Annotated in this window: 20 protein-coding genes; 6 read left to right on the top strand and 14 right to left on the bottom strand. The window is 56.7% G+C overall.

From position 1 onward, the window contains the following. On the top strand, positions 1-248 hold a 248-nt coding region (locus tag U9R25_20730), incomplete at its 5' end, for an ATP-binding protein (GenBank protein ID MEA3338323.1). Positions 249-260: 12 nt separating this feature from the next. Beyond that, positions 261-1,385 carry an ATP-dependent 6-phosphofructokinase gene (locus tag U9R25_20725; GenBank protein MEA3338322.1) on the top strand — a complete coding sequence of 375 codons (1,125 nt, stop codon included), beginning with the start codon at positions 261-263 and terminating at the stop codon, positions 1,383-1,385. Positions 1,386-1,697: 312 nt separating this feature from the next. Here U9R25_20725 and U9R25_20720 read toward each other — a convergent pair whose 3' ends face one another. The 4 genes from U9R25_20720 to U9R25_20705 all read right to left on the bottom strand — a co-directional run bounded on the left by U9R25_20720 (position 1,698) and on the right by U9R25_20705 (position 6,380). Then, positions 1,698-2,540, bottom strand: coding sequence for an alpha/beta fold hydrolase (locus tag U9R25_20720; protein MEA3338321.1), 843 nt, complete (start codon positions 2,538-2,540; stop codon positions 1,698-1,700). Positions 2,541-2,649: 109 nt separating this feature from the next. Next, a complete protein-coding gene (gene namA, locus U9R25_20715) occupies positions 2,650-3,681 on the bottom strand; it encodes an NADPH dehydrogenase NamA (GenBank protein ID MEA3338320.1) in 1,032 nt (343 codons plus the stop codon). A 4-nt stretch (positions 3,682-3,685) separates the two neighbouring features. Next, a complete protein-coding gene (gene rlmD / locus U9R25_20710) occupies positions 3,686-5,047 on the bottom strand; it encodes a 23S rRNA (uracil(1939)-C(5))-methyltransferase RlmD (GenBank protein ID MEA3338319.1) in 1,362 nt (453 codons plus the stop codon). Positions 5,048-5,126: 79 nt separating this feature from the next. Beyond that, a complete protein-coding gene (locus tag U9R25_20705) occupies positions 5,127-6,380 on the bottom strand; it encodes a Glu/Leu/Phe/Val dehydrogenase (protein ID MEA3338318.1) in 1,254 nt (417 codons plus the stop codon). Between the two features lie 579 nt (positions 6,381-6,959). Between U9R25_20705 and U9R25_20700 the strand changes: the two genes are divergently transcribed. From U9R25_20700 to U9R25_20685, 4 genes are all read left to right on the top strand, one after another. Next, positions 6,960-7,583, top strand: a complete 624-nt coding sequence (locus U9R25_20700; protein MEA3338317.1) for a deiodinase-like protein — start codon at positions 6,960-6,962, stop codon at positions 7,581-7,583. A gap of 43 nt (positions 7,584-7,626) precedes the next feature. Beyond that, positions 7,627-7,854: a hypothetical protein gene (locus U9R25_20695; protein ID MEA3338316.1), complete on the top strand. Its 228-nt coding sequence runs from the start codon at positions 7,627-7,629 to the stop codon at positions 7,852-7,854. Positions 7,855-7,949: 95 nt separating this feature from the next. Continuing rightward, positions 7,950-9,467: a choline-sulfatase gene (gene betC, locus U9R25_20690; GenBank protein MEA3338315.1), complete on the top strand. Its 1,518-nt coding sequence runs from the start codon at positions 7,950-7,952 to the stop codon at positions 9,465-9,467. Between the two features lie 129 nt (positions 9,468-9,596). Continuing rightward, complete coding sequence (locus U9R25_20685) at positions 9,597-12,797, top strand: glycoside hydrolase family 2 TIM barrel-domain containing protein (protein MEA3338314.1); 3,201 nt, start codon at positions 9,597-9,599, stop codon at positions 12,795-12,797. A gap of 332 nt (positions 12,798-13,129) precedes the next feature. Here U9R25_20685 and U9R25_20680 read toward each other — a convergent pair whose 3' ends face one another. The 10 genes from U9R25_20680 to U9R25_20635 all read right to left on the bottom strand — a co-directional run. Next, a complete protein-coding gene (locus U9R25_20680; protein ID MEA3338313.1) occupies positions 13,130-14,578 on the bottom strand; it encodes an FAD-binding oxidoreductase in 1,449 nt (482 codons plus the stop codon). Further along, positions 14,575-15,702, bottom strand: coding sequence for a hypothetical protein (locus U9R25_20675; protein MEA3338312.1), 1,128 nt, complete (start codon positions 15,700-15,702; stop codon positions 14,575-14,577). Before U9R25_20675 ends, U9R25_20680 begins: the two co-directional genes overlap by 4 nt. After that, a complete protein-coding gene (locus U9R25_20670) occupies positions 15,699-17,234 on the bottom strand; it encodes an FGGY family carbohydrate kinase (protein ID MEA3338311.1) in 1,536 nt (511 codons plus the stop codon). Before U9R25_20670 ends, U9R25_20675 begins: the two co-directional genes overlap by 4 nt. Continuing rightward, positions 17,227-17,586 carry a cupin domain-containing protein gene (locus tag U9R25_20665; GenBank protein ID MEA3338310.1) on the bottom strand — a complete coding sequence of 120 codons (360 nt, stop codon included), beginning with the start codon at positions 17,584-17,586 and terminating at the stop codon, positions 17,227-17,229. The genes U9R25_20670 and U9R25_20665 overlap by 8 nt, the downstream gene beginning before the upstream one ends. Positions 17,587-18,178: 592 nt before the next feature. Continuing rightward, a complete protein-coding gene (locus U9R25_20660) occupies positions 18,179-19,489 on the bottom strand; it encodes an FAD-dependent oxidoreductase (GenBank protein ID MEA3338309.1) in 1,311 nt (436 codons plus the stop codon). Further along, positions 19,486-20,220, bottom strand: a complete 735-nt coding sequence (locus U9R25_20655; protein ID MEA3338308.1) for an amidohydrolase family protein — start codon at positions 20,218-20,220, stop codon at positions 19,486-19,488. The genes U9R25_20660 and U9R25_20655 overlap by 4 nt, the downstream gene beginning before the upstream one ends. A gap of 12 nt (positions 20,221-20,232) precedes the next feature. Next, positions 20,233-21,246 carry an alcohol dehydrogenase catalytic domain-containing protein gene (locus tag U9R25_20650; protein ID MEA3338307.1) on the bottom strand — a complete coding sequence of 338 codons (1,014 nt, stop codon included), beginning with the start codon at positions 21,244-21,246 and terminating at the stop codon, positions 20,233-20,235. Between the two features lie 11 nt (positions 21,247-21,257). Further along, positions 21,258-21,902 (bottom strand): SDR family NAD(P)-dependent oxidoreductase, encoded by a 645-nt coding sequence (locus tag U9R25_20645; protein MEA3338306.1) that lies wholly within the window; start codon positions 21,900-21,902, stop codon positions 21,258-21,260. Between the two features lie 24 nt (positions 21,903-21,926). Further along, on the bottom strand, positions 21,927-22,649 hold the full coding sequence (locus U9R25_20640) for an amidohydrolase family protein (GenBank protein ID MEA3338305.1): 723 nt from the start codon (positions 22,647-22,649) through the stop codon (positions 21,927-21,929). Then, positions 22,639-23,452: NAD(P)-dependent oxidoreductase (locus U9R25_20635; GenBank protein ID MEA3338304.1), on the bottom strand; the 814-nt coding region annotated here is incomplete at its 5' end. The genes U9R25_20635 and U9R25_20640, both read right to left, overlap by 11 nt.

Here is a 23,452-nt window from a genome sequence, read left to right as displayed (position 1 = left end):
AGGTGGCCGACACAGGGCCGGGCATCAGCCCGGACGACCTGTCCTTCATCTTCGATCGTTTTTACCGCGGTGAGAAATCCCGAAGCCGGGCCACCGGCGGCTCCGGATTAGGCCTGGCCATCGCAAAAGGAATCGTCGGGGCCCACGGCGGAGAGATATGGGCCGAGAGCGAAGCAGGCAAGGGCGCCCGCTTCTGCTTTACCGTGCCGGCAAGGCAGTTCAGCGTTCCTCTGGCTTGTCCAGATTAGGAGGAGAATACCATGGCAAAACATATCGGAATCCTGACAGCAGGGGGCGACAGCCCCGGTCTCAACGCGGCCATCCGCGGCATCGGAAAGGCAGCCATCAGCCAGTACGACATGGAGGTCATTGGCTTTCACGACGGTTTCCGCGGCCTGATGGAGAATCGCACCGTGCGGCTGAATCGCAGTTCACTCTCCGGCATTTTGACGGTGGGCGGCACGATTCTGGGAACCAGCCGCGATAAGCCCCACCGTATGCCCATCGGCAATCAGCAGTTGGATATGACTGATGTGATGGTCGACAACTACCACAACCACCATCTCGACGCGCTGATCTGCCTCGGAGGGGGCGGTACCCAGAAGAATGCCAAACGTCTTCTCGACAAGGGCTTGAACGTGGTAACTTTGCCTAAAACCATCGACAATGATGTTGCCATGACCGACGTCACCTTCGGCTTTGACACGGCGCTGGGCATCGCAACTGAGGCGATCGATCGACTGCACAGCACCGCTCACAGCCACCACCGGATCATCGTGGTGGAGGTAATGGGACATCGCGCCGGTTGGCTGGCGCTCGGGGCTGGAGTCGCCGGCGGCGCCGACGTTATTCTGATCCCCGAGATACCCTACAACATTGAAATCGTGGCCGAGGCAGTCCGCCGGCGCAGTCGAAGGGGCAGTCACTTCAGCATCGTGGCCGTGGCAGAAGGCGCCTTGCCGCAAGAGAACGCGGCAGTCATCGAGGAAGCCAGGCAAAGGGTCAAGCAGGCCGAAGAAAAGGACGAAAAGCTCAAGGCAAAGGCTAACCTGGTGAAAACCGAGGCACAGTACACCGACAGCACCATGCAACTGGCCAAACGGTTGGAGGAATTAACCGGTCTTGAGTCAAGGCTGACCATCCTGGGCCACCTTCAGCGGGGAGGTACCCCCTCGGCGGCCGACCGCCTGCTGGCTACCGTGCTGGGTACTGCCTGTGCAGGCTATATCGAAAACAGCGTTTACGGCATCATGGTTGCCGCACGCGGTGATGGCAGTGCGCCGGTGCCGCTGGAGGAGGTTGCAGGCAAACGCAAGCTGGTGCCGCCCGATCACCCGTGGATCAATGCCGCCCGTGCCGTTCGCACTTGCCTCGGAGACGTCTGAAATGCTCAGTCACCACACAACGATTCACACCGGGATCACTTGCTCACACCTCTCGGTGGCCTTGCTAGGCCGCATCGCTTGCTACCTCCCGGTACGCCTGCTAGCTCACGCACCGTCTGCTGACGTGGCGTGACGTGCTGGCGTGGCGTAGCGTCGCAATGACCTGAGTACTTGCGCCGTCAATAGGCTATTCTGTTCCGATATTCCGGCCCTCTGGCATTCTGGCATTCTGTTCCACTTTTTCGCCGCCACAGCTTACCGTTCTGCGGACTCACTCCCATAAAATGCAGCATCCAATAGACATTTGAAACCCTACTCAGGCGTGTCGCCCGCCATAGTCTGATCCAGCCATCCGATGATCAGATTGCCCAGCTCAGGTTGCGGTCCAAACATCGCCGTGCCATGGCCCGCGCCTTCATACATCTTCAGGCGGGACCTGTCATCCGATGCCAGATCAAGCAGGGTCTCGGAGGCACTTGCTGAACCACTATCCTCCTTGCTGGCAACGATCAGCACGGGGCGCTCACCGAAGTCAGGCATGACATCGTCGGTGGTAACACGCTGGAAATTGAGACCGGGCGAGAGCAGGACGACGGTATCGACCCCCGGTTCGACAGCCCCGGTGACCAGCGCCATATTGGCCCCGATACTGGCGCCAACGATTGCCGTGTGATCGCCATCCACATCTTCGCGGTCCCTCAGGGCCGACAGCGCACTGATCAAATCATCTTGCGCCAGCTGCCAATCGCGGCCTCCGCCCGTCTCGCCATGCCCGCGCATGTCCAGTGCCATGACCGCGTACCCAGCGCCACTGAGATCGCCTGCAAAGGACTGCCAGACAGCGCGATTGCTTCCCAACTGGTGTAGCAACAACAGCGCCGGTCGGGGTCCATCCCCCTGGCCGGGATAAAAGGTCGCGATCTGTTGCAGCCCATCAGCCCCCTCGATGCGCAGCGTTTCGATGGCCGGTTTATCCTCTTCGACCGCAGGTTTCGGCGACACCTCTCCAGAGTCCTGTGCGTCATCACCAACAAGGGGCACTGCCTGGGGTGTCGCTAAATCGGACCTATCCGTCGCTGGCGCCGGCTGCGCCGTGGCACAGCCCATTGCCAGAGTAGCCACGATGATCAATATCATGAGAAAACCCAGTCTCATGATTACCTCCTTATGCCATCAGCTCTCATGTGATAAGCAGCGTCATTCCTGCCTACCCTCCCGGGGCGCGAATGTACGAAGAACAGTTTCTTTGTCGGGAAAGGGTCGATCACCAGCCGCGGCGATACTGAGTGGGCATCACCTTCTCCGGGACCCCCAACTGCGCTGCCGCCCGAATTGGCCAATAGGGATCACGCAGAGATTGACGGCCAATCAAAACAGCATCGGCGTTGCCGGCGCGCACGATCCGGTCAGCCTGGCTGGCGTCGGTGATCAAACCTACAGCGCTGGTGGCAATGCCGGCCTCGCTTCTGATTCGGGCCGCGAAAGGCACCTGGTATCCAGGACCGCTCGAGATCTGTTGAGCGGGTGTGAGGCCACCAGAGGAGACGTCCACCAGATCGACTCCTTCAAGGGTCAGGCGCTTCGCCAGCTCAACGCTCTGGTCAATATCCCATCCACCCAAAACCCAATCGGTGGCGCTAATGCGTACGAAGAGGGGGAGTTGGGTCGGCCATACCGCGCGTACGGCCCGAACCACTTCCAGGTGAAGGCGGATTCGATTTTCGAACGACCCCCCGTAGGCATCGGTGCGCTGGTTACTGAGCGGTGAAAGGAACTCGTGCAAGAGATAGCCATGCGCAGAATGGATTTCTACAACCTGGAATCCAGCCTCATAAGCTCGCAACGCAGCCTCCTGGAAGGCGTTCACGACCTGCTCGATTTCCCCTTCGGCCATTGCCCGGGGCGTCTGATCGTCCGCTGAAAAGGGCAACGGGCTGGGGCCAATAGCGCCGGGCACCTCTGCCTTGCGTCCGGCGTGGGCCAGCTGGATGGCGGGTACCGCACCGTTTTCTGCCAGAAAGTGTGCGATACCAGCGAGGGCTTCAGCCTGGTCATCGTTCCAGAGGCCCAGGTCGCGCGCGCTGATCCGGCCGCGTGGTTCCACCGCCGTTGCCTCCAGGATGACAAGACCAGCTCCCCCCACAGCCCGACTGCCATAGTGGACCCGATGCCATTCCGTGGCAACGCCATTCTCGGCAAACACCGAGTACATGCACATGGGGGAAATCCAGAGCCGGTTACGAACCGTCAGGTCGCGAAGCTGGAGTTCTGAAAAGAGATTGGCAGCCGTATCCATGGGGCTAACGGGTAAAGAGCGCCAGACTTTCAATATGATAGGTCTGGGGAAACATGTCGACCGGCTGTACCTGGCGCAGCTTATAGCCGGCGTCTGTCAGCAATAGCGTATCCCGAGCCAGGGTGGCCGGATCGCAGGAGACGTAGAGCAATCGGCGTATCCCCAACCTGTGCAGGTGCTCAATCACCTCCCGCCCGGTGCCACTCCGTGGAGGATCGATGATGGCGATTTCGCAATGCTGGGTTTGATCGAGAGCAGCCAACACCTCCGCAACTGAACCTTCGAAAAGGGCCACGTTATCCAAATCGTGGCCGTTCCAGGCGAAATCCTCGCAGGCCGACTCAGACTGTTCAATCGCGATGACCTGGCTCACCTGATGCGCCAGAGTCAGCGCGAACAACCCTACGCCACAATAACCGTCAATCAGGACTTCATGGCCCTGGGGTGCCAACATCTCGCTGGCCAGGTGGACCATCGCCTCGGCGCCGACCGTGTTCACCTGAAAGAAACTGCCGGCGGAAACGCGAAACGTAGCTCCTCCAACGATTTCCTCGATCCAGGGGTCGCCGATCAAGGGATAGATGCTGCCATCCTTGTGGCGCACTACGCAATGCACGGGTAAGTCCTCAACCACGAACCCCGGAACTTGATCACCTGCCGTCTCAAAGGCCATCAAACGCTGGCCCGTGTTGACACCCGTCCTCATACCGACACGGTGCACAACAACCGGCTCAGCTTTTTCATCTGCTTCAGCTGCGTCCTCGCCGCCCGTGCTTAAAGGTTCAGCCGGCGCCTGTAAGCCCCGCTCCAGTGCTCCATGCAGATCATCCAGAAGGGGATGCAGCAGCAAACATCTGTCGACAGCAATCACATCTTTTGCCGCCGGGCCCTTGCGACCCCGGGAGCTGCTCCGCCCCTCAGCGTCCCGTATGTAGCCAAAATGCTGCTCCTCATCTGCTGCGAGCTGTACATGATTGCGATAAAAAAAGGCCAGCAGTCCATCCTCGTCGGCCAGAGCGACCACATCTTCAACGGGCGGATCAGCAACGCGGCCGAGACGCTTCAACTGGTCGACTACGATCTCCTTTTTTAGAGCCAACTGGCGTTCATAGGTGATGTGCTGCCATTGGCATCCACCGCACCTACCTGGCCCAAAGTAGGGACAGGGCGCCTCGATGCGGTCGGCCGAAGGCTCCAATACCTCCAGAAGCCTGGCTCGTGCCCAACGGGCCTTTTCCTCAAGCACCTCGACGCGTACCCGCTCACCAGGAATCGCGTAGGGAACGAAAACGATCTTGCCCTCGTGGCGACCCAGGCCCTCGCCGCCGTGAGCTATACCGGAAAGTTGCAGAGTAATGATGGTCATGGAGATTCTCGTGGGAGTTAGTAACCTCCCGCCCGTCACGGCGACAGGCGGGAGTTGAATACTCGTCTCAGGAACAGTGCTACACCCAACCTCGCAGGCGCATGGCGTGGGCGACCCGGTCCACTGCGACCAGATAGGCTGCCAGGCGGTTGTGGACCTGCTTGCGTTGAGCCATGTCATGCACGGCATGGAATGCCATGGTCATCTTGGCATCAAGGCGCTCATGGACATCCTCTTCGGTCCAGTAGAAGTTATAGGCATTCTGAACCTGCTCGAAATAGCTAACTGTAACACCACCGGCGTTGCAGAGAAAATCGGGGATGACGTAGACCCCATTCTCGTGCAGGATTGCATCAGCCTCAGGCGTGGTAGGCCCATTAGCCAATTCGACAATGATCTTGGCCTTGATATTGTTGGCATTGCTGCCGGTAATCACATTTTCCAGCGCAGAGGGCATGAGCACGGTCACATCCAGCTCCAAAAGGTCTTCGTTGCTGATGAAGGTGGTGCCAGGGAAGTTTACAACCGAGCCGGTTTCCTGCTTCCAGGCCAATAGCTCTTCGTAGTCCAGGCCATCCTCGTTGTAGGCACCACCGCGAGAGTCACTCGCGGCGATAATCTTCAAGCCAAGCAACTCTGCACCGAGCTTATGTCCGAAGGAACCGGCATTTCCGTAGCCCTGCACGGCTGCTGTGGCACCCTCCAGTTCAATACCAAGCACCTTGGCTGCCTCACGAGCTGTATAAATCCCGCCGCGCGCCGTGGCATCTCCACGCCCCAGGGAACCACCTACCTCGATAGGCTTACCGGTGATAATGCCGGGCACCTGTCGCCGGACGATGGTTTCGTACTCATCGCGCATCCAGGCCATGATCTGGGGGGTCGTGTAGACATCAGGGGCTGGAACATCTGTCTCAGGTCCGATGAAGCTGGCCACTCGGCGCATGTAGCCCCGGCTAAGTCGCTCCAATTCCGCCTGGGACATCTCCTTGGGATTGCAGATCACGCCACCTTTGCCACCGCCCAGGGGGATATCCACCACGGCGGTCTTCCAGGTCATCCAGGCGGCCAGAGCCCTCACTGTGTCCACGGTCTCCTGGGGATGAAAGCGCAAACCGCCCTTGGCTGGACCGCGGGCGTCGTTGTATTGGACGCGAAAGCCCTTGAATACCTGAATGTTTCCATCGTCCATGCGCACCGGGATAGTGAAGTGGAGCTCGCGCATTGGCCAACGCAGCATCTGGTGGGTGGCGTCATCCACCTCCAGGATCTCGGCTGCCTCATCCAATTGGTGCTGTGCAATCAGAAAGGGATTGGTTTCCAGTGCGTCCATGTCTTTTTCCGCATTGGTGTTTGTGGTAAGAGTGGTCTCTTTCGGATCTGCCGTCGAAATGGTCATTGTGACTTTCTCCTTTGAAAAATCGATGGTTTCCGATCGCTGTCATGCAAAAACCACCGGGCGCGTGTGCGTGCCAGTGGCTGGAATCATCATGCACCCTTGCATGCTCACTTCGTATTATCCACCGAAATCCAGTTTCGGCAAATGATGCAGATCATATTGTTCCGCACTTGATCCCATGTTTCGATTGGCGCCGTCCTTTTCGACAGAGCCGGGTCTACTCATCCAGCTTCGCTTGCGGGTCCTTGCGCCAGAAGGTATAATCTTTTCGAACGAAACCTGACTTTTCGACGGCGAATTTGGCCTTGTTGATTGCCTCATGGACAACTCAGCGGAGGCATCTGTGAACCCCATCTTCGGAAGCATTCGAGGACAAAACTGGTCCATGGAAAAAGTCAACCTGGAAGAAAAGTTTGCCCTGTTTTCCGATCAGTGATCGCCAAAGATCATGGGTAAGCTGAACGGCCAGTACGTGAAAGTCGCCAGGCTCAAGGGCGAGTTCATTAATGTTTAATGTTTGATTTTCTCCAGACCCGCCGCAACGCGCTGGCGCAGATGAAAGACCTCGACGCACAAGCCCCCAAGGCAGGTGACGCGGCTGCCGACTTTTTGTTGCGAGATGTCGATGGCGAGAACCCAGTGCGTCTATCCGATTTTCGGGGTAACAAGCCGGTCGTGTTAGTCTTTGGCAGCTTCACCTGACCGCCCTTCGTCAAGGGGACCGTGAGTCTTCATGACCTGTACGAGGTCTATCACGATCAGGTTCAGTTCATGGTCATCTATATTCGCGAGGCACATCCGATCGATGGCTGGTGGCTGGGAAAGGGATTGCCAGGCCTATTTCTGAAAGCATCCGGCTCCAGGGCCGCCACGGATGTCTACGACCCAAAAACCATCGAAGAACGCCGCGCGGTAGCTGGACAGTGCGAGACTGCCCTGCATTACGGCATTCCCACCCTTGTCGACGACATGAATGACGCGGTGAACAACGCCTATGCGGCCGCACCAGCACGCCTTTATTTGGTAGGAGTCGACGGGCGGGTTGCTTATGCTGGGGATTTGGGACCGTGGGGATTTAAGCCTGCCGAACTGGGAAACGCTGTCTCACAATACCTTGCTGACAGCAGAACAGTTTGACTGGCTCGGGAGGGATGATCGGTCGGTGGTCAGCGGAGTAGCCATGCCTATTTCCCATGCCGTGTGGGTTAGGCTGGCCAAGGATCCGGCATGGCTTGGTGCCTTTAGTCAGGCATTGGCCGATGAGGTGAAAGAGCCTGGGATACAGATAAACGTTCTCAGTCCCGGACCTATTCGCACGCAAATGATGGCTGATCCTTCATATCAAACCGATCGAACTCGCTGGATGCATATTCTGGAACTGGAAAATGTGGCGGTTGCCGTACTCTAGCTGGCTTCGGAGCTCTCGGGTCGTTGGAACGCTCAAATCATTCACATCAGGGAATCAAATCGCTGGTAAGGATTGCTGGTAAGGATTGGATGAATATGGAAACAACAAATGTTCTCATGATCGTTTGCGATCAAATGGTCGCTCGGCTGATGGGAACCTATGGGCATCCCATCGTCAAAACCCCAAATCTGGACCGATTGGCCGCCGAGGGTGTGAGATTCGACAGCGCATACTCGCCCTGTCCCATCTGCTCACCCACCCGCCAGTCGTTAATCACAGGCAAGTATGCCTCCAATATCAACTGTTTCGACAACACTTCCATGCTGGCGGCAGATGTGCCTACCCTCAGCCACTATCTCTCCATTGCCGGTTACGACACGGTGCTTTCCGGCAAGATGCATTTCGTTGGCCCTGACCAGCTTCATGGCTTTGAGAAACGCCTGACAACCGAAGTCTTCCCCGCCGACTTAACCTGGCTTCCCCAGCGACCGGAGACGGGGGCATTCGATGACTATGCCGACCTACACGAGCAACCTATCGCCATCGACTACGTTTCGGCTGGCGTTCGCCAGTGGAGCATGCAACTCGACTACGACGCAGAAGTGCATTTCCGGGCGCTTGAATATCTTCGCTCCAAACGCAGCCAGTACACCGGCACCTTGCAGAAACCCCTGCCTCCCCGCGACGAACGCCCCTTCTTCCTTTGCGTCTCCTATTGCCACCCGCACGAACCTTTCCACGCCACACAAGAACTTTGGGACCTGTATGAGGGCAAAGAGATCGACCTGCCGGCGTGGCCCAAGGATCTGGCTGAGCGCGAGCATGCCATGGATCGGATGCTCAACGCCTTCCATGGCACGCACCAGGTTGATCTTGAAGACAAAGAGTCTCTTTACAACATGCGACGAGCCTATTATGCGCTCATCACCTATGTCGATCAGAAGGTAGGCGAGTTAATACAGACGCTGGAGGACTGCGGCCTCAACGAGAACACCCTGGTCGTGTTCATCAGCGACCATGGCGATATGCTTGGCGAACGGCGCATGGTGCAAAAGCGCACCTTCTATGAGTACTCCTCCCAGGTTCCCTGGATCATGTCCCATCCCAGCCTTGGCGTCAAAGGCGTCGGCGTACATTCGCCGGTCTCGCTGGTTGATCTGATGCCCACCCTGCTCGATTTTATCGGATTCCCCGCCGAGGAGATCGCCCCCATCGACGGAAGGAGCGCGCTGTCCTTGCTGCAGAGCGAAGAGCCTGACCGTGTCGCCTTCTCCGAACTACATTGCGAAGGTGTCAACACAACCTGTTTCATGGTCAGGCAAGGCGATTACAAGTACATCCACGTCACCGGCTATGACCCCCAACTTTACCATGTGGTAGAAGATCCGCAAGAGTGGAACAATCTGGCCGGGCAGCCGCAATATGTTGGGTTGAAAGCAAGCATGCACGCTCTCCTGATGGAAAAGTTTGAGCCGGCGAACATTGAACAGCGCGTGCGCGCAAGTTTGGCTCGTCGCAAAGTGATCCGGCAAGCCATGCAGATTACGGGTTTGCCCAAGTGGGATTATCAGCCGGTATTTGACGCTACTAAGCAGTATTGGCGGGAAGGGTGACACCGCCGATTTTCCGGATGGCTATGCTGGCCGGCATGCCCGACCTGCCACTTCTTTCGGTCCTCGTTTTCTGATCCCTTAATGTCAAGAGAGAGCGGTCGCTGCCACCAAATTATGGAGAGAATATCCATGACTATCAACGACTGGGAAAATCCGCAGATTGTGGGATGCAACAAGCAGCGAGGACACGTCCCGATGGTGTCTTATGCCGACGAGCAAACCGCGCGGGAATGTGATCCGGGGGCTTCTCCCCACGTTATGTCGCTCAACGGAAACTGGAAATTCAAGTGGGCTGCCAATCCTGCCGCTGCGCCAAAGGACTTCTACCGGGACGACTTCGATGCAGCCACATGGGAGACCATCTCGGTGCCAGGCAACTGGCAACTTCAGGGTTACGGCATCCCCATCTACACCAATGTCCAATATCCCTTCGACGCCGAAAACCTGCCGCGCGTGCCGGAGGATGACAACCCGGTCGGGTCCTATGTCACCACATTTTCTCTCCCGGACAGTTGGGACGAGCGCCGCATCTTCGTTGTCTTCGAAGGCGTCGATTCGGCCTTTTTTCTCTGGATCAACGGCGTGAAGATCGGCTATAGCCAGGGCAGCCGCCTGCCCGCCGAGTTCGATATTACCGCCACCTTGCATCCTGGCGAAAACGCCCTGGCGGTTCAGGTCTACCGCTGGTCCGATGGCAGCTACCTGGAAGATCAGGATCATTGGTGGCTCAGCGGTATCTACCGGGATGTACATCTGCTGGCCAAACCCAACCTGCATCTGCGGGACTTCTGCGTTCGAACTGGGTTGGACGAGCACTACCGCGATGCGACGCTGAAGGTGGGAGCTGTACTTCGCAACGCCGACGCCAAACGCATCGAGGGCTATCGGCTGAAGGTGGCGCTCTTCGATGCAGAGAACCAGCCGGTGTTTGGCGAACAACCCTCCCGCTGGTTGCAGACATCCTTTGCGGGGGATTGGTCGGTGGTATATGCTTCCAGTCCCGTCGACATTCTGGACATTCCGGGTGATACTGAAATCACCCTGGAATTGGAAGCACCAGTCATCAATCCTCAGAAGTGGTCAGCGGAGCGGCCATACCTGTACACCCTGTTGCTCACCCTGGAGGATCAGGCCGGGAAGATCCTGGAGATCGAGAGCTGCAAGGTGGGATTCCGGCAAGTCGAGATAAGCGACGGCCAAATGCTGATCAACGGCGTCCCCCTACTTCTCAAGGGTGTCAACCGGCACGAGCACGATCCGGACCGGGGCAAGGCGGTAACGCTGGACTCCATGATCGAGGATATCCGGCTGATGAAACAGTTCAACTTCAACGCCGTCCGCACCGCCCATTATCCCAACGATTCACGCTGGTACGATTTGTGCGACCAATTCGGCTTGTACGTCTTCGACGAAGCCAATATCGAATCCCATGCCGTGTGGGATAGGTTGGCCAGGGATCCGGCATGGCTTGGCGCCTTCATGGAACGGGGCATGCGTATGGTGGAGCGCGACAAAAATCACCCCTGCGTGATCACATGGTCCTTGGGCAATGAATCGGGCTACGGGCCGAACCACGCCGCCCTTTCCGGTTGGATCCGGGACGTGGACCCCACCCGCCCCATTCACTATCATCCTGCAGGCAATGCACCCAGTGTAGATATGTTGAGCACCATGTATCCCAGCGTGGAGGAAATCACCAGCTACGCTCAGGATCCGCATGAAACCCGTCCAGTGATAATGTGCGAATACGCCCACGCCATGGGCAACGCCACCGGAAATTTCCAGGAGTACTGGAATGCCATCGAGACGCAGCGGCGCTTGTTGGGCGGCTTCATCTGGGATTGGGTGGACCAGGGACTGCGACAGGTCACGGAACAGGGCGAAGAATGGTTCGCCTATGGTGGTGACTTTGGAGAAAAACGTCACGACGGCAAGTTCTGCATCAATGGCCTGATCTTTCCAGATCGGCAGGTCCACCCAACCATGTGGGAATGCAAAAAAATCCAGCAACCGGTCAGGATCGAGCCGGTGGACTTGCTTTCAGGGCAGGTCTACATTGTCAACGGCTACAACTTCAGCGATTTGAGCGAGCTGCATATCGACTGGACGCTCGCAGCCGATGATCGTGTTCTGCAAGCAGGTACACTGTCCCCCCTGCACACAGCACCGGGGGAGCGCGAACGCGTGACCATTCCCATTGCCCAGCCAACGCCGGAGCCAGGGGTAGAATACTGGCTTACCCTGAGCTGTTCGCTGCTCGAGGACACATTGTGGGCAGAACGGGGGCACGAGGTAGCCTGGACACAATTCAAGATGCCGTTTGATGTTCAAGAGGTGGAAGTTCTGCCAGCCGGGAGAATGCTCAGCCTGGAAACGGCGGAAACGCCTGCGAAGATAGCAGTGCAAAGCCCCGATTTCTCTCTCGTCTTCGACAAGAATGCGGGAGTCATTACCTCGTATCGCTTCCAGGATCGGGAATTGCTGCTCAGCGGGCCTCTGCTGAACTTCTGGCGCGCCCCCACCGATAACGACGAAGGCATGCACATTCGCATGGCCGATCTCTGGCGAGAAGCAGGCCTCGACCGGCTCCGGCAGCATGTGCAGGCGGTGAGCCTGCAGGAGGCCGGCGACGGCATCGCAACTATCCGTGTCCAGGCGCGACTCTGTGCGCCCGACCGCGCCGATGGTTTTGAGTGTGAGTACACTTACGCCATTTCCGGCAACGAACATGTGTTGATCGAAGTTCATATCTTGCCCGATGAAGGGCTTCCGCCCTTGCCCAAGGTCGGTTTGCAGATGCGCTTGCCGGAATCATATGACCGCTTCACCTGGTACGGGCGCGGGCCTCACGAATCCTATGATGATCGCAAGAACGGCGCGCGAGTCGGGGTTTTCAGTGGCACGGTTGACGAGCAGTATGTGCCTTACATTGTCCCCCAGGACAACGGCAACAAGACCGATGTGCGTTGGGCAGCACTCAGCGACGACGATGGCTGGGGTCTGTTGGCAGTTGCGCGTGGCGACGACAACCAGGCGTTGCTGAATGTGAGTGCCCATCGTTTCAGCACGGGTGATCTGGCCAGGGCAGCCCATACCTATGAGCTCAAGCCCCGGCATGATATCACGCTGAACCTGGACTTCCGGCAGTCTGGTCTTGGCAATGCCAGTTGCACCCATGCAGCCGGCGTACTGTCTCCCTATGTAATCGAACCCCAGCCCATGATCTTTGCCCTTGAATTACATCCTCTGTCACCGCAGTCGACCAAACCCATGACGTTGAGTAAAAAACAGTCAAGATTCACTGAAGCCAATAGCGACACGCTGGAGTAGCTATGTCACTGTGAAACCAAGGCCTTTGCTTCCGCAGCAAATACCTGTTATCATTCGATCACACGGCGCTACCGGCGGGAGGTCCCAAAAGGGACTGACACTGGCTACCCTGGTCGGTCTGGTCGCAGGCGTGACCCTCATCATGCTCACGCCGCCCTCATCGTCAGCCATGACCCGGACATCACAGTGAAACGACGCGGGAGATACTCTCGCTATTCAGCTCAATCGTTGAAGAGAAGACAGATGACGATCCTGTTGGCGTCGCACGATCCGTTGGTGGATGAGTATGCCAACCGAATCATCACTCTTTCGGACGGACGGATCGCTGGGTGCTAAGGATTCACAGGGCCAAAGCCCATCTTCCCCGGATTCAGCACATTATGCGCGTCGAGGCCATATTTTATCGCCTCCAAAACCTGAAACGCCGGGCCGTATTGGGCTCGCATATGCCGGGCCAGTTTCAGCCCAACTCCATGGTGTTCGTTGATGATTGCACCACCCTCCAGAGATTTCTGAACAGCCAAATCCCAAATTTTGTTATGCAGCCGCAGGGCTTCGCCGGCATCTTCCGGCGGCTCTTCGATGATGAAGCGATCGTAGACCATGACGCCCCAGGCGTACCAGTGCGAGAAGTGGGCGATGTATCTGACATTCCAATCAGCATATTGCGCTTCGATAGCACGTTTTTTGGTCCAGTACAGGTTTTCGATCTTATCGTAGGTGCAGAGCGTATCCATTGTGCCGAACAGCCAGGGTAAGTCGAGCACCTTGGGCGGGAAGTAGAAATCGTAGCGGTGCTGCCACCAGTTCTCGCCTGACTCACGCCCCAGGATTTCGGCGTTATGGGCCAGGCAGATGTCGGTAGCGCGTTTCTCCTGCGCTTCAACAATTTCGGGCCAGCCGTCAAAGCCCATCACCATATACGCCCCTTCTGCATCCAACCCAAGCACCTTCTTGATTCGGGTGCGCGTGCTGGGTTCGTCGTACAGGCGGATGACAATCGGTTCCAGGCGGTTGAGCATAATCTTGCGCCCGGCTTCAAGACCGCTATGCAAATCTGGGAAAAGAAAGGCTTGAAAACAGCGCTCTTCTGGAATCCGCTCAAGCTGCATTGTGGCTTCGGTGATGATTCCATATGAGCCTTCCGCGCCCACAAACACCTGCAAAATACCCGGTCCGGCAGCGTGGTTCGGTACCGGCAAGGTGCGGATAATGTCGCCATTTGGCAACACCACCTGCACCGAAAGTACCATGTCTTCGGCCTTGCCGTACTTGGTTGATAGCACCCCTGACCCGCGGCAGGCCAAATACCCGCCCAACGTGGCAGAGTGTACCGATGCCTGATAATGGGGCAGGGTGTATCCGGCTTGATTTAGCGCCTGTTCCAACTCATAGCCGTTGATGCCTGCCTGGGCCGTAACCGTTTGCGACATCTCATTGATTTCGATGATGCGATTGAGGCGTTTCAGGTCGAGGGTAATGCCGCCGTAGACGGGCATAATCCCGCCCTGAGAGCCTGACCCGCCCCCATAGGGAACAACGGGTATTCGGTAGACGTTAGCTAGTTTGACGACTTCCGATACTTCCCCAACCGTTCCAGGCTGGACCACCACATCGGGAAGAGGCAGCGCTTTGCCGCGGTCAACCAATAGTCGCGGTATCCAAAAGTAATCCACGCTGTATCCAATGCGGTCAGCTTCATCGGTTGCTACAAAATCATGCCCTACGATAGCTTCCAGTTCAGTGATGATTTGGTCCCAGAAATGTTCTTGGATGGTCATTGTTTTTTTCCTTCAAAAAATTCTGCTAATAATTTCACCCCGACGCTGTGACCGCTGGTGTGTTTCGACAGATAAGACGCTGCCAGAGGTGAGTCAGTGATGATGGTTTCAGCGCCCAGGTTATCAGCATAATCGAGACGTTGGGCAGCCAACCCGGCAGCCAGGTGGGGATAAGTCATCCACAGGCCGTCATCCGCACCGCTGGTGCGGGCCAGAGAGCGAGTCCAGGTGCCAAAGACACGCTGCGCTGGCAGCGCATCGAGCAAACGGCGAGGGGCTTCGAAGACCGCGCCAACCCCAAAGGCCGCCTCGTCTTCCAAATAGCCCGGCATGATGGCCAGGTGGTTTGCCATTTCTTCGGCAAGGAGGCAGGCTGGGCGACTATCGTGGAACAAGACCGGGCCATTCTCCGGGATCGGTCCAGTCTGGTTATCATACCGCTCATCCAGCGCAACCGATAGCAGCTTGACAGAGACGCCTTCGGGCAGGCTAAGGCCCAAACCAGGGTAGATTTTGGTCAAGGCCCAGGCTGTTTCCGGCCCATCCGCAATGACGATTTCGGCCCCGCTTGCCTGGATGCCTGCGATGATCTGCTTCGCTTGAGCGCTGGCAACGTCCCACGCACCGAGGGTGTAAGCCAGCGCGCCGGTAGCAACTACCCACGCTGACGCCTCGATGCCGCACGTTTGCGCTGATGCCTTCATCGGCTCCAGCAGCGTATCATCGCCAAGTTGGGCGATTTCACCGGCGAGCAAAAGCGTTTCGGATGTGTCAGGTGCTCCAAAGTCGGCCGTCAGACTGGCTTCCACAGCCTGTCTGACGCATTCCGGGGCCAGCCCTGCTTCCCAAATATCAGCGCGGGCGGCCAACATATATTGACTGACAGGGTAGTGGAAAACGTCGAATGCCTCGCTGATGCTATCCAGCGTTGACTCATAGACTAACGCCACTTCGCGCGGCGTCCATTCAATCAGGCCCTCAGCAATACGCCATAGCATCATCATTCGGGCGCGTGTCGTGTGACTCTCCAATTGAGTCAGATTGGCTACTTCAGCCGCCGGTTTGCACATCGGTGAAAAGCGCAGTTCGTATAGATCATTTTTGTATGCTTGTAAATGGCTCATTTACTTCCTGCTCCCTGTTTTACTTGAAAATGATGCAGCTGGTGCGACACATCGCTTATGGACTCGGCAGCCTGCCGGTAAATGCCAAACAGGTCGTCATAAAGCGTGCTCCGTTTCTCATCGGGGAAACGGCGGGCGCGGATACGAATCAGATCGCCGATAGAGTCAGATTTGGCCTCAAACATTCCGGCAGCCACACCGGCCATCAGTGCGGAGCCAAAAGCGGCGTCCGCGCTCTCTGGCACAAGCAACTCGCGCTGGAGAACGTCGGTCATAATTTGGGCCCACAGGTCGCTGGCCGCCCCGCCGCCAATGAGTCGGATTTCGTCCACTTCAAGGCCCGTCGCCAGGATACTTTCCAGCGCATCGCGGATGGCAAAGGCGACACCTTCCATCACTGCACGCGTGAAGTGGGCGCGATTGTGCTGTATCCCCACGCCCAGAAAACTTGCCCGCAGATAGGGGTCCCAGGAGGGAGCAAACTCGCCTGCCAGGTAGGGATGAAAAATGACTCCCCCTGCACCAGGAGGCACACCGGCGGCGGCCTGGTCCATCAGTTTGTAGTCGTGTGATCGGTCGCCTTCATCCCAAAAGGCTCTGCGCGCCCAGGTAAAGGCCGAGGCCGCAAATTTAGTGCTGGTTCCGGGATACCACAGCCCTTCGAGCACGTGAGGGTAGTTGAAAAAGGTTGGATCAGGCACAGGATCTTCACTGATGGTCGCAATACGGCCAACGGTCGCCAGCTTGACGGTGGTCTGGCCGGGGCGGATTGCGCCCGTTCCAAACACTTCGGCGGCGGTGTCCGTTGTCCCGGCGATAACAGGCGTGCCAGGGACCAGCCCGGTCTCGGCGGCTGCCTGCTTGCTGACGCCTCCCACAACACACCACGGCTCGACAGGTTCCGGCCAAACTTCCGGCGGCAGGCCCAGGTCGGCGCAAAAGAGGTCAATCCATTGGTTCTCCAATGGGTCGTACAGGCAGGTGCCCACCGGGTCTATGGTATCGGTCAGAAAAGAGGGCGCTATCTGGTGCCGAACGTAATCTTTTGGAAACAAGATTCGGCGGGTCTGACGCCACACCTCAGGCTCATTTTCTTTGATCCACTGCAACTGGGGCCAGGTCCAGACGGGACTGAGCGGGTTAAAGGTGCGTTGGAAGATTGCATCACCCCACTTTTGAAGCAAGGCCTCGGATTGAGTTTGGCTGCGGATGTCAGTGTACAGGATGGCGGCGCGAAGAACGGCATCATTCTCGTCCAGCAGGACGGCATTGTGCGTAATGCCCACAATGCAGACGGCGGCGATTTCTTCCGGCTCTACTTCTGCCTGCCGGATGGCTTGTTGGGCCGTGTTGCGGAAAGCACTGAACCAATCACCCGGATGCTGTTCTGCCCAACCCGGATGAGGGCGCAAGGTAGGATAGTCTTCCAGCGCCCAGCCGCGAATGTTGCCCTCGGCATCGAGAACAATGCTTTTGCAACCGCTGGTTCCCAGATCGCTTCCTAAAACGCAACTACCGCTCAGTCTATTCATCGGCGCTCACCTTGGCCACAACCCCGATGAGCGGCTCCGAGCCCGTGTTGACCATTTGGTGCGGCACGCCGCCGACTTTGTAGAAGGTGCAATAGGGTCCGACCTCGGCCTCATGGACTTCATCGTTCACTTTCCAGCGCATCACGCCGTGTCCGGATATGACAAAAAACGCTTCTTCTTCCGGGTGGCTGTGCCAGCCCATATCTTCGCCGGGCTCGAGCCGTCCCAGGCCGTGAATCAGGCGCTGGCCCGTTTCACGGCTATCGACGTAACGCTTAAAACGCCCGGCAATCCCCGGAGCGGGTGATAATTCATCCTCTTTGTATTCCTTGACCCAAACAATTGGTTCCATGTTATTCCTTCCTTTCTACTATCCTGACCTGGACAAGCCAGAGGAACACTGATTACGCAGACCTGCGGCGCAGATTCACGCCGATCTTTTTTGATCTTGTTTGGATCGATCAGCGTCTACCCTTCGGCTACGCTCAGGACACGTCGGCGGTTATCAGTGGTTCAATTCCGCTCTTTCGTCAAGACAGAGCAGAGGAACGCAGATTTTCGCAGACCTTCGGCGCAGATTCTCGCCGATCTTCTCTGATCTTGTTTGGATTGATCTGCGTCCATCGGCGGTTATCTGCGTCATCTGCGGTTGTGTTTTCTCTGATTTCACCGCAGATTTACGCAGGCCTCCGGCGCAGAGGTCGCTGATCTTTTCTGATCTTGTTTGGACTGATCAGCGTTTATCGGCGGTTATCTTGCGGTTGTGTTTTTTTCTGATTTTACCGCTGATTTACGCAGACCTCCGGCGCAGATTCTCGCTGATCTCTCTTGGATTGATCTGCGTCTGTCAGTGTTCATCGTGCTGCGGTACATCCTTGGTTAGGTCCGTGGCGAATTGTCTTGCCCAGTGTGCAAGAATCTGACTCAAAAGGTACTATTGATCTCTAAATCACAGCGCCCAGCTCGCGCAGGCAATCCTGTAGTTCTGCCATCGATACTTCACGCGGCATAAGACTTTTGTCCGAGGCCAGCGCAGCAGCCACACCGGCAGCCTGGCCCATTGCCATACATTGAGCCATTACCCGCACGGAAGCGTGGGCGTCATGATCGGCAGAGAGGCATCGCCCAGCAACCAACAGGCCCTCCACACGTTGCGGCAGTAAAGAACGATATGGGATGTCATACGCCACGCCGTCAGAAAGATGCTGCCAGCGTATGTCATGCTTGGCCTGGTGTTCCTCGATTGGCCAGGCGCCTTTGGCAATTGCGTCCTCAAAACTCCGCCCCGATAAAACGTCCTCACCGGTGAGCCGGTAATCCCCAAAAATGCGACGACTCTCCCGGATACCGATCTGGGTGCTAAAGTTAACTAATTCTGCGTTTTCAAAGCCGGGCACGTAATCTTTGAGGAAACGCATGTATTCAATCGCCTGTCGTCGTCCCTGGCGCTCTGCTTCGGAAAGCTGCAAAGGGTCGGTTGGGTCGATGCCGCTGATTCGTGTCATATTCGTGCCTACCACGCCAGCCAGAGGTGTAATGTAAAATATGGCATTCCGGCCAGGCAGATCATAGCCATTGCCTTCAACTGCCTCGGTCATTAACGCCTGAAGTTCTGCCTCCTCCACTTGTTGTGCCCGTTCAACATCGACCTTCATCAGTCTGAACGTGGTTGTGAGTGGTTGGACGGGGCCGTGTTCGGCGCTCTCAAACGGCACCCCCACTGCGGCGGCAACGTCAGCATCCCCCGATGCATCGATGACAACCCCGGCCTGCAATCGTACAAATCCACCTTTATTCACTGCCACCACGCCCATGATTCGATCTCTATCCCGCCAGGCGTCGACCACAAAGGTGTGCAAAAGAACCCTTACCCCAGCTTGCTGAGCCATTGTTTCCCAAACTACCTTGAGGGTGGGCGGATCATACGTGATCAGTTTGCTTCCACTATAGGGACACATGCGGTAAAGGGCTTTGCCACGCTGCATAAGTGCGTCGACCACACGGTCCGGGATGCCGCCAATGATTCTTTTGGCGTTGTCACCCGGTGGGTAATAACCGCAGAAGGTATCGATCACTTGCGTGCTGATTCCGCCCAGAAACCCATATCGCTCGACCAGGGTCACCGCTGCGCCCTGTTCAGCGGCAGCCAGAGCAGCGATCACTCCGGCAGGACCACCGCCGATAACCAGGATATCAGTTTGCCAAAACGATTTAACGGTTGTACTGTAAGTTTCCGTAGTTCTACTCCTTTTCATATCTGAAACAGTCGTGCCGCCGTTCCTCCCAGGCAAGCTGCCAGGTCTTGGAGGGACAGGTCGAGGGATTTATACTTGACGAGTTCCACCGGCAGATTTTCGGGTAGGTCTGAACCGAACAGGATGCGGTCGGCGCCAAGCTCTTTAATCAGCCATTTCAACTCATAAATGGCGCACCAGGAAGGTTCCAGGAAAATATTGTCGCATTCAACTGCGGCCACATAAGCCTCGGCGGTATAAACGGCAAAACCGGCGTGGGCCAGGATAATGGGCAAATCGGGGTGGCGCCTGGCCTGGGGGATAGAGAGCGCGGGCAGCGCCCAGGGGACTCCCGGCCCGGTATGCACAACAACCGGCACGCCCAAATCGGCGGCAGCGTCAAAAACCTTGTCCGCGTTCGCCATCAGGGGCGACGTGAGATGCTGCATAGGATTGAGCTTCAGGGCGACAAAGCCCAGGTCGCGCACGCAGCGCGTCGCCTCGCGGCGGTAGTTGGCTTCGTCCCACAGAGGGCTTAAGTTAACTATGCCCCGAAAGCGTCCAGGATGTTTTTGACACAGTTCCGCCACCGCATCATGGGCGGCAACCGGATCATCGGTGACGGCGTGGGGCATCACCAGGGATATGTCCACGCCGTGCGTATCCATAGCATGCAACAGGTCGCTTTCTGTGATGGTATGGCCGGAAAGTTTGGAAATGCCAAGATGGCAGTGACTATCGATGATTTTCATACATTTTCGTTTCTATATTTTGATCAGTAGTCGCATGACTTGCTGGGCGCGGCCCATGACCTGCCGCCCCTCATCCATAAACAACTCTGAAAAAGCGACTTGCTCCTGAATGAGTGATTTGGCCTTGAAACCGGGCGCGCCCAGAAGCCTGATTCCCGCCTGGTAGTCGGACAGAGTGAAGTAACGAGAGGTGGTTACATTGCCCTCCTTAATGAGCAGGTGGAACCAGTTAAGCTGAGCCTCGGAGATGATGCCGACCACCACGGCTGTACCGAGCGGCGCCAACAAATCTGGTATGACAGCTATGGCTGCGGGTGCTCCGGCAGCAATGAAGAGACAGTCAGCCGTTGCACAAGGAGCCTCTTCCGGATGAGTGATTTGAAAGCCCAGAGACCGGGCAAAATTTCGGCGCTTTTCGTCGATCTCCAACAGCAAAATCTGCTCTGCGCCACGTTGCTCCACCACCAGGGCAATGAGCAGGCCAATGGCCCCGGCGCCGCTAATGATAACCTTTGCCCCTGCCAGATCACGCCCGGCGCGATTGACAGCGTGTATGGCTACAGCCAGGGGTTCGCCCAAAACCCCTTCCGGGGGAGATACTCCCGCCGGCAGGGGATAGACGACCTCAGCCGGCATGATGAGTCGTTCCCGCAGCGCTCCGTCAGTCCTGGCTCCAAAAATGGCTCGGCGCTCGCAGAGATGTTCGTGGCCTGCGCTGCAAAATGGGCAATCGCCGCACGCCAGGAGCGGAGCCACACCGACCCACTGACCTTCCGGCAAGTGGTCAATTCCGGGTCCGCAGCGCAACACCCGGGCGCTGAATTCGTGTCCAAAGACAATTGGGAAGTCAAAAATGGTATCTCCCCCCAGGTAGGCATGCAGATCGGAGCCACATATACCCACATAACCAACCTGCAATTCAACTTCACCTCGTCCAGGTGACTTAATTTCGCGCTCGACCGCCTTAACCTGATTAGGCGCTGTCATAACCGCTGATTTTACAGTACCGATATTTGTTAGTGACATTTTTATTCGCCCTACACCAATAAATCACGACCACCATTTACTCGGAGATACTGTCCTGTAACATAGGTGCTCCGATCACTGGCAAAAAACAATACCGCGTCCGCAATCTCATGACCAGTAGCGTGGCGCTTCAGTAAGGTGCGCTGCTCTGCGGAGACCCAAAAATCATCACCAAAGTTACGACCCATAGGTGTATCGACAGGACCTGGAGCAACAGCATTTGCTAAAATACCATCTTGTGCAAATTTTTTTGCTACAGATCTCATAAAATTTAACATCCCAGCTTTGCTTACTCCATAGGCAACATGTGAGATAACACTTCCACTGAAAGCTGCTTCCGAGGATATAAATACGATACGTCCAAAATGGTTTGATTTCATTGAGGGGACAACAGCATGTGTAAAAAGAAACGCACTGGTCAGGTTCACAGAAAGCACCCTGTTCCAACTATCCAGGGTAACCTCATCCCATGGTGTAACAGGGCATATCCCGGCGTTATTTACCAGGATGTCGATGCGACCGAACTTCTCTAAAGTAGTGTTTACCACGGTTCGTACTTGACTCGAATCTGATACATCCGCATGAAATGCCAATATTTCCCTCCCGGAATTATCCATAATATCTTGTGCTGTCTTTTGAGCCAAGGGTTCATCAATATCTACAGATTTGGTACCTTTTCTTTAATTCTCAATTCCATATAATTTCGCCAGCGTACCGCCCAGAACATTGGCTTCGTTCTCCGGCGAAAGTTGCAGCGATTTGATGACTTCTACTTGCATTTTCGGGATCACCAGGGGGCCGTTTGAGCCGAAGACAATGCGCTCCACCCCTATCGCTTCGATCGCCATAGCGATAAAGTGCGGTTCCATTACAGCGGTTGTGGCCAGGTAAATATTGGGAGTTCGTTTTGCGGCTTCAATAGCCTCTGCCACCCAGTAGCGATATCCCATATGATCCATTATCACGGACACATCCGGGAAGGCTTCGGCCAACACGCCAATGAACAAAGGATTGGCCCAGCCTCCTTCGGAATGAACCGATAGGGAGATGTTCAATTCCGCGCACTTGGCCACCAGTTGGTGAACACCCTTTGTATTGAGGCGGTAACCGTGCTTGGTCGGCATCAATTTGAGGCCCCGAATGCCCCACTCGCGCACGCCGGTTTCTAATTCGGTCACCGCTTCATCGCCAAAATGAGGGTTGAGCAAGGCGCAGGGAATGAAACGCGAATTACCGTTCGCCTGCTCGACCATCCAATAATTGTCTGGCTTGATCGTCACCGGGGGCATGAGCACCGCCCGGTCGATACCGGCTTCGTCCAGCAGCAATTCCAGGGCAGGGATATCGTATATCCGGCCTGCCACCGGAAAGTCGAGTAGATAGAGCTCGCAATCAAGTATCAAGATTCTGCTCCCTTTCTTCGAAAACTTCAGGATTGACCACCTGGTAGCCGGGATGCTCACCCTGCAACAGCTTCAAGGCAGCATCCTGGACGGCAGCGGCTACCTGCGCCAGACTTTCCCAGGTCGCGCCCAGGTAGTGGGGAGTAGCCCACACGTTGTCCAGCCCCAACAGCGGGTTGTCCGGCGAGACCGGCTCCACTTCGAAGGTGTCGAGCGCGGCGCCGGCAATCTGTCCGTCGATCAGGGCGCGGTAAAGCGCAGCCTCGTCCACCAGCCCGCCGCGCGCAACATTGATGAGGTAGGCGTCCGAGCGCATTTTTTCCAGCGCGCCGTCGTCAATCATATGGTGATTTTCGGCGGTTAAGGGTGCATGCAGCGACACAAAGTGTGCTTGTGACAGTAACTCATCCAGCGAAACAAGGGGCAGGAGGCGTCCATCAACTTCGGCTTTGTCCAAATAGGGATCGTAAACCAACACCTTCATCTCAAAGGCCAGGGCAATGCACGCCACCCGGCGGCCAATACGCCCCAGGCCAACACAGCCCAGCACCTTGCCTTCCAACGTGTGGCCCCGGTCATCGATGGTGGGGCGCTTCCCGGCAAGGGCCAAGGCATTGAGATGCTGATATTTTTTGGTGATGGTGAAGAGGAAGCAGAACACCGCTTCGGCCACCGAGGCCAGAAAGACCGGCAGGGTGACGATGGGCAGCCCATGTTCCGTGGCTGCAGAAACATCAACATTTTCGTATCCTACGCCCCATTTGATGATGCCGCGCAGATTGCCGGCGGCTTCTATCATCTCC

This window comes from Chloroflexota bacterium (assembly GCA_034717495.1).
GTDB lineage: Bacteria > Chloroflexota > Anaerolineae > JAAEKA01 > JAAEKA01 > JAYELL01.
This window is presented reverse-complemented; position numbering and strand designations above follow the sequence as displayed.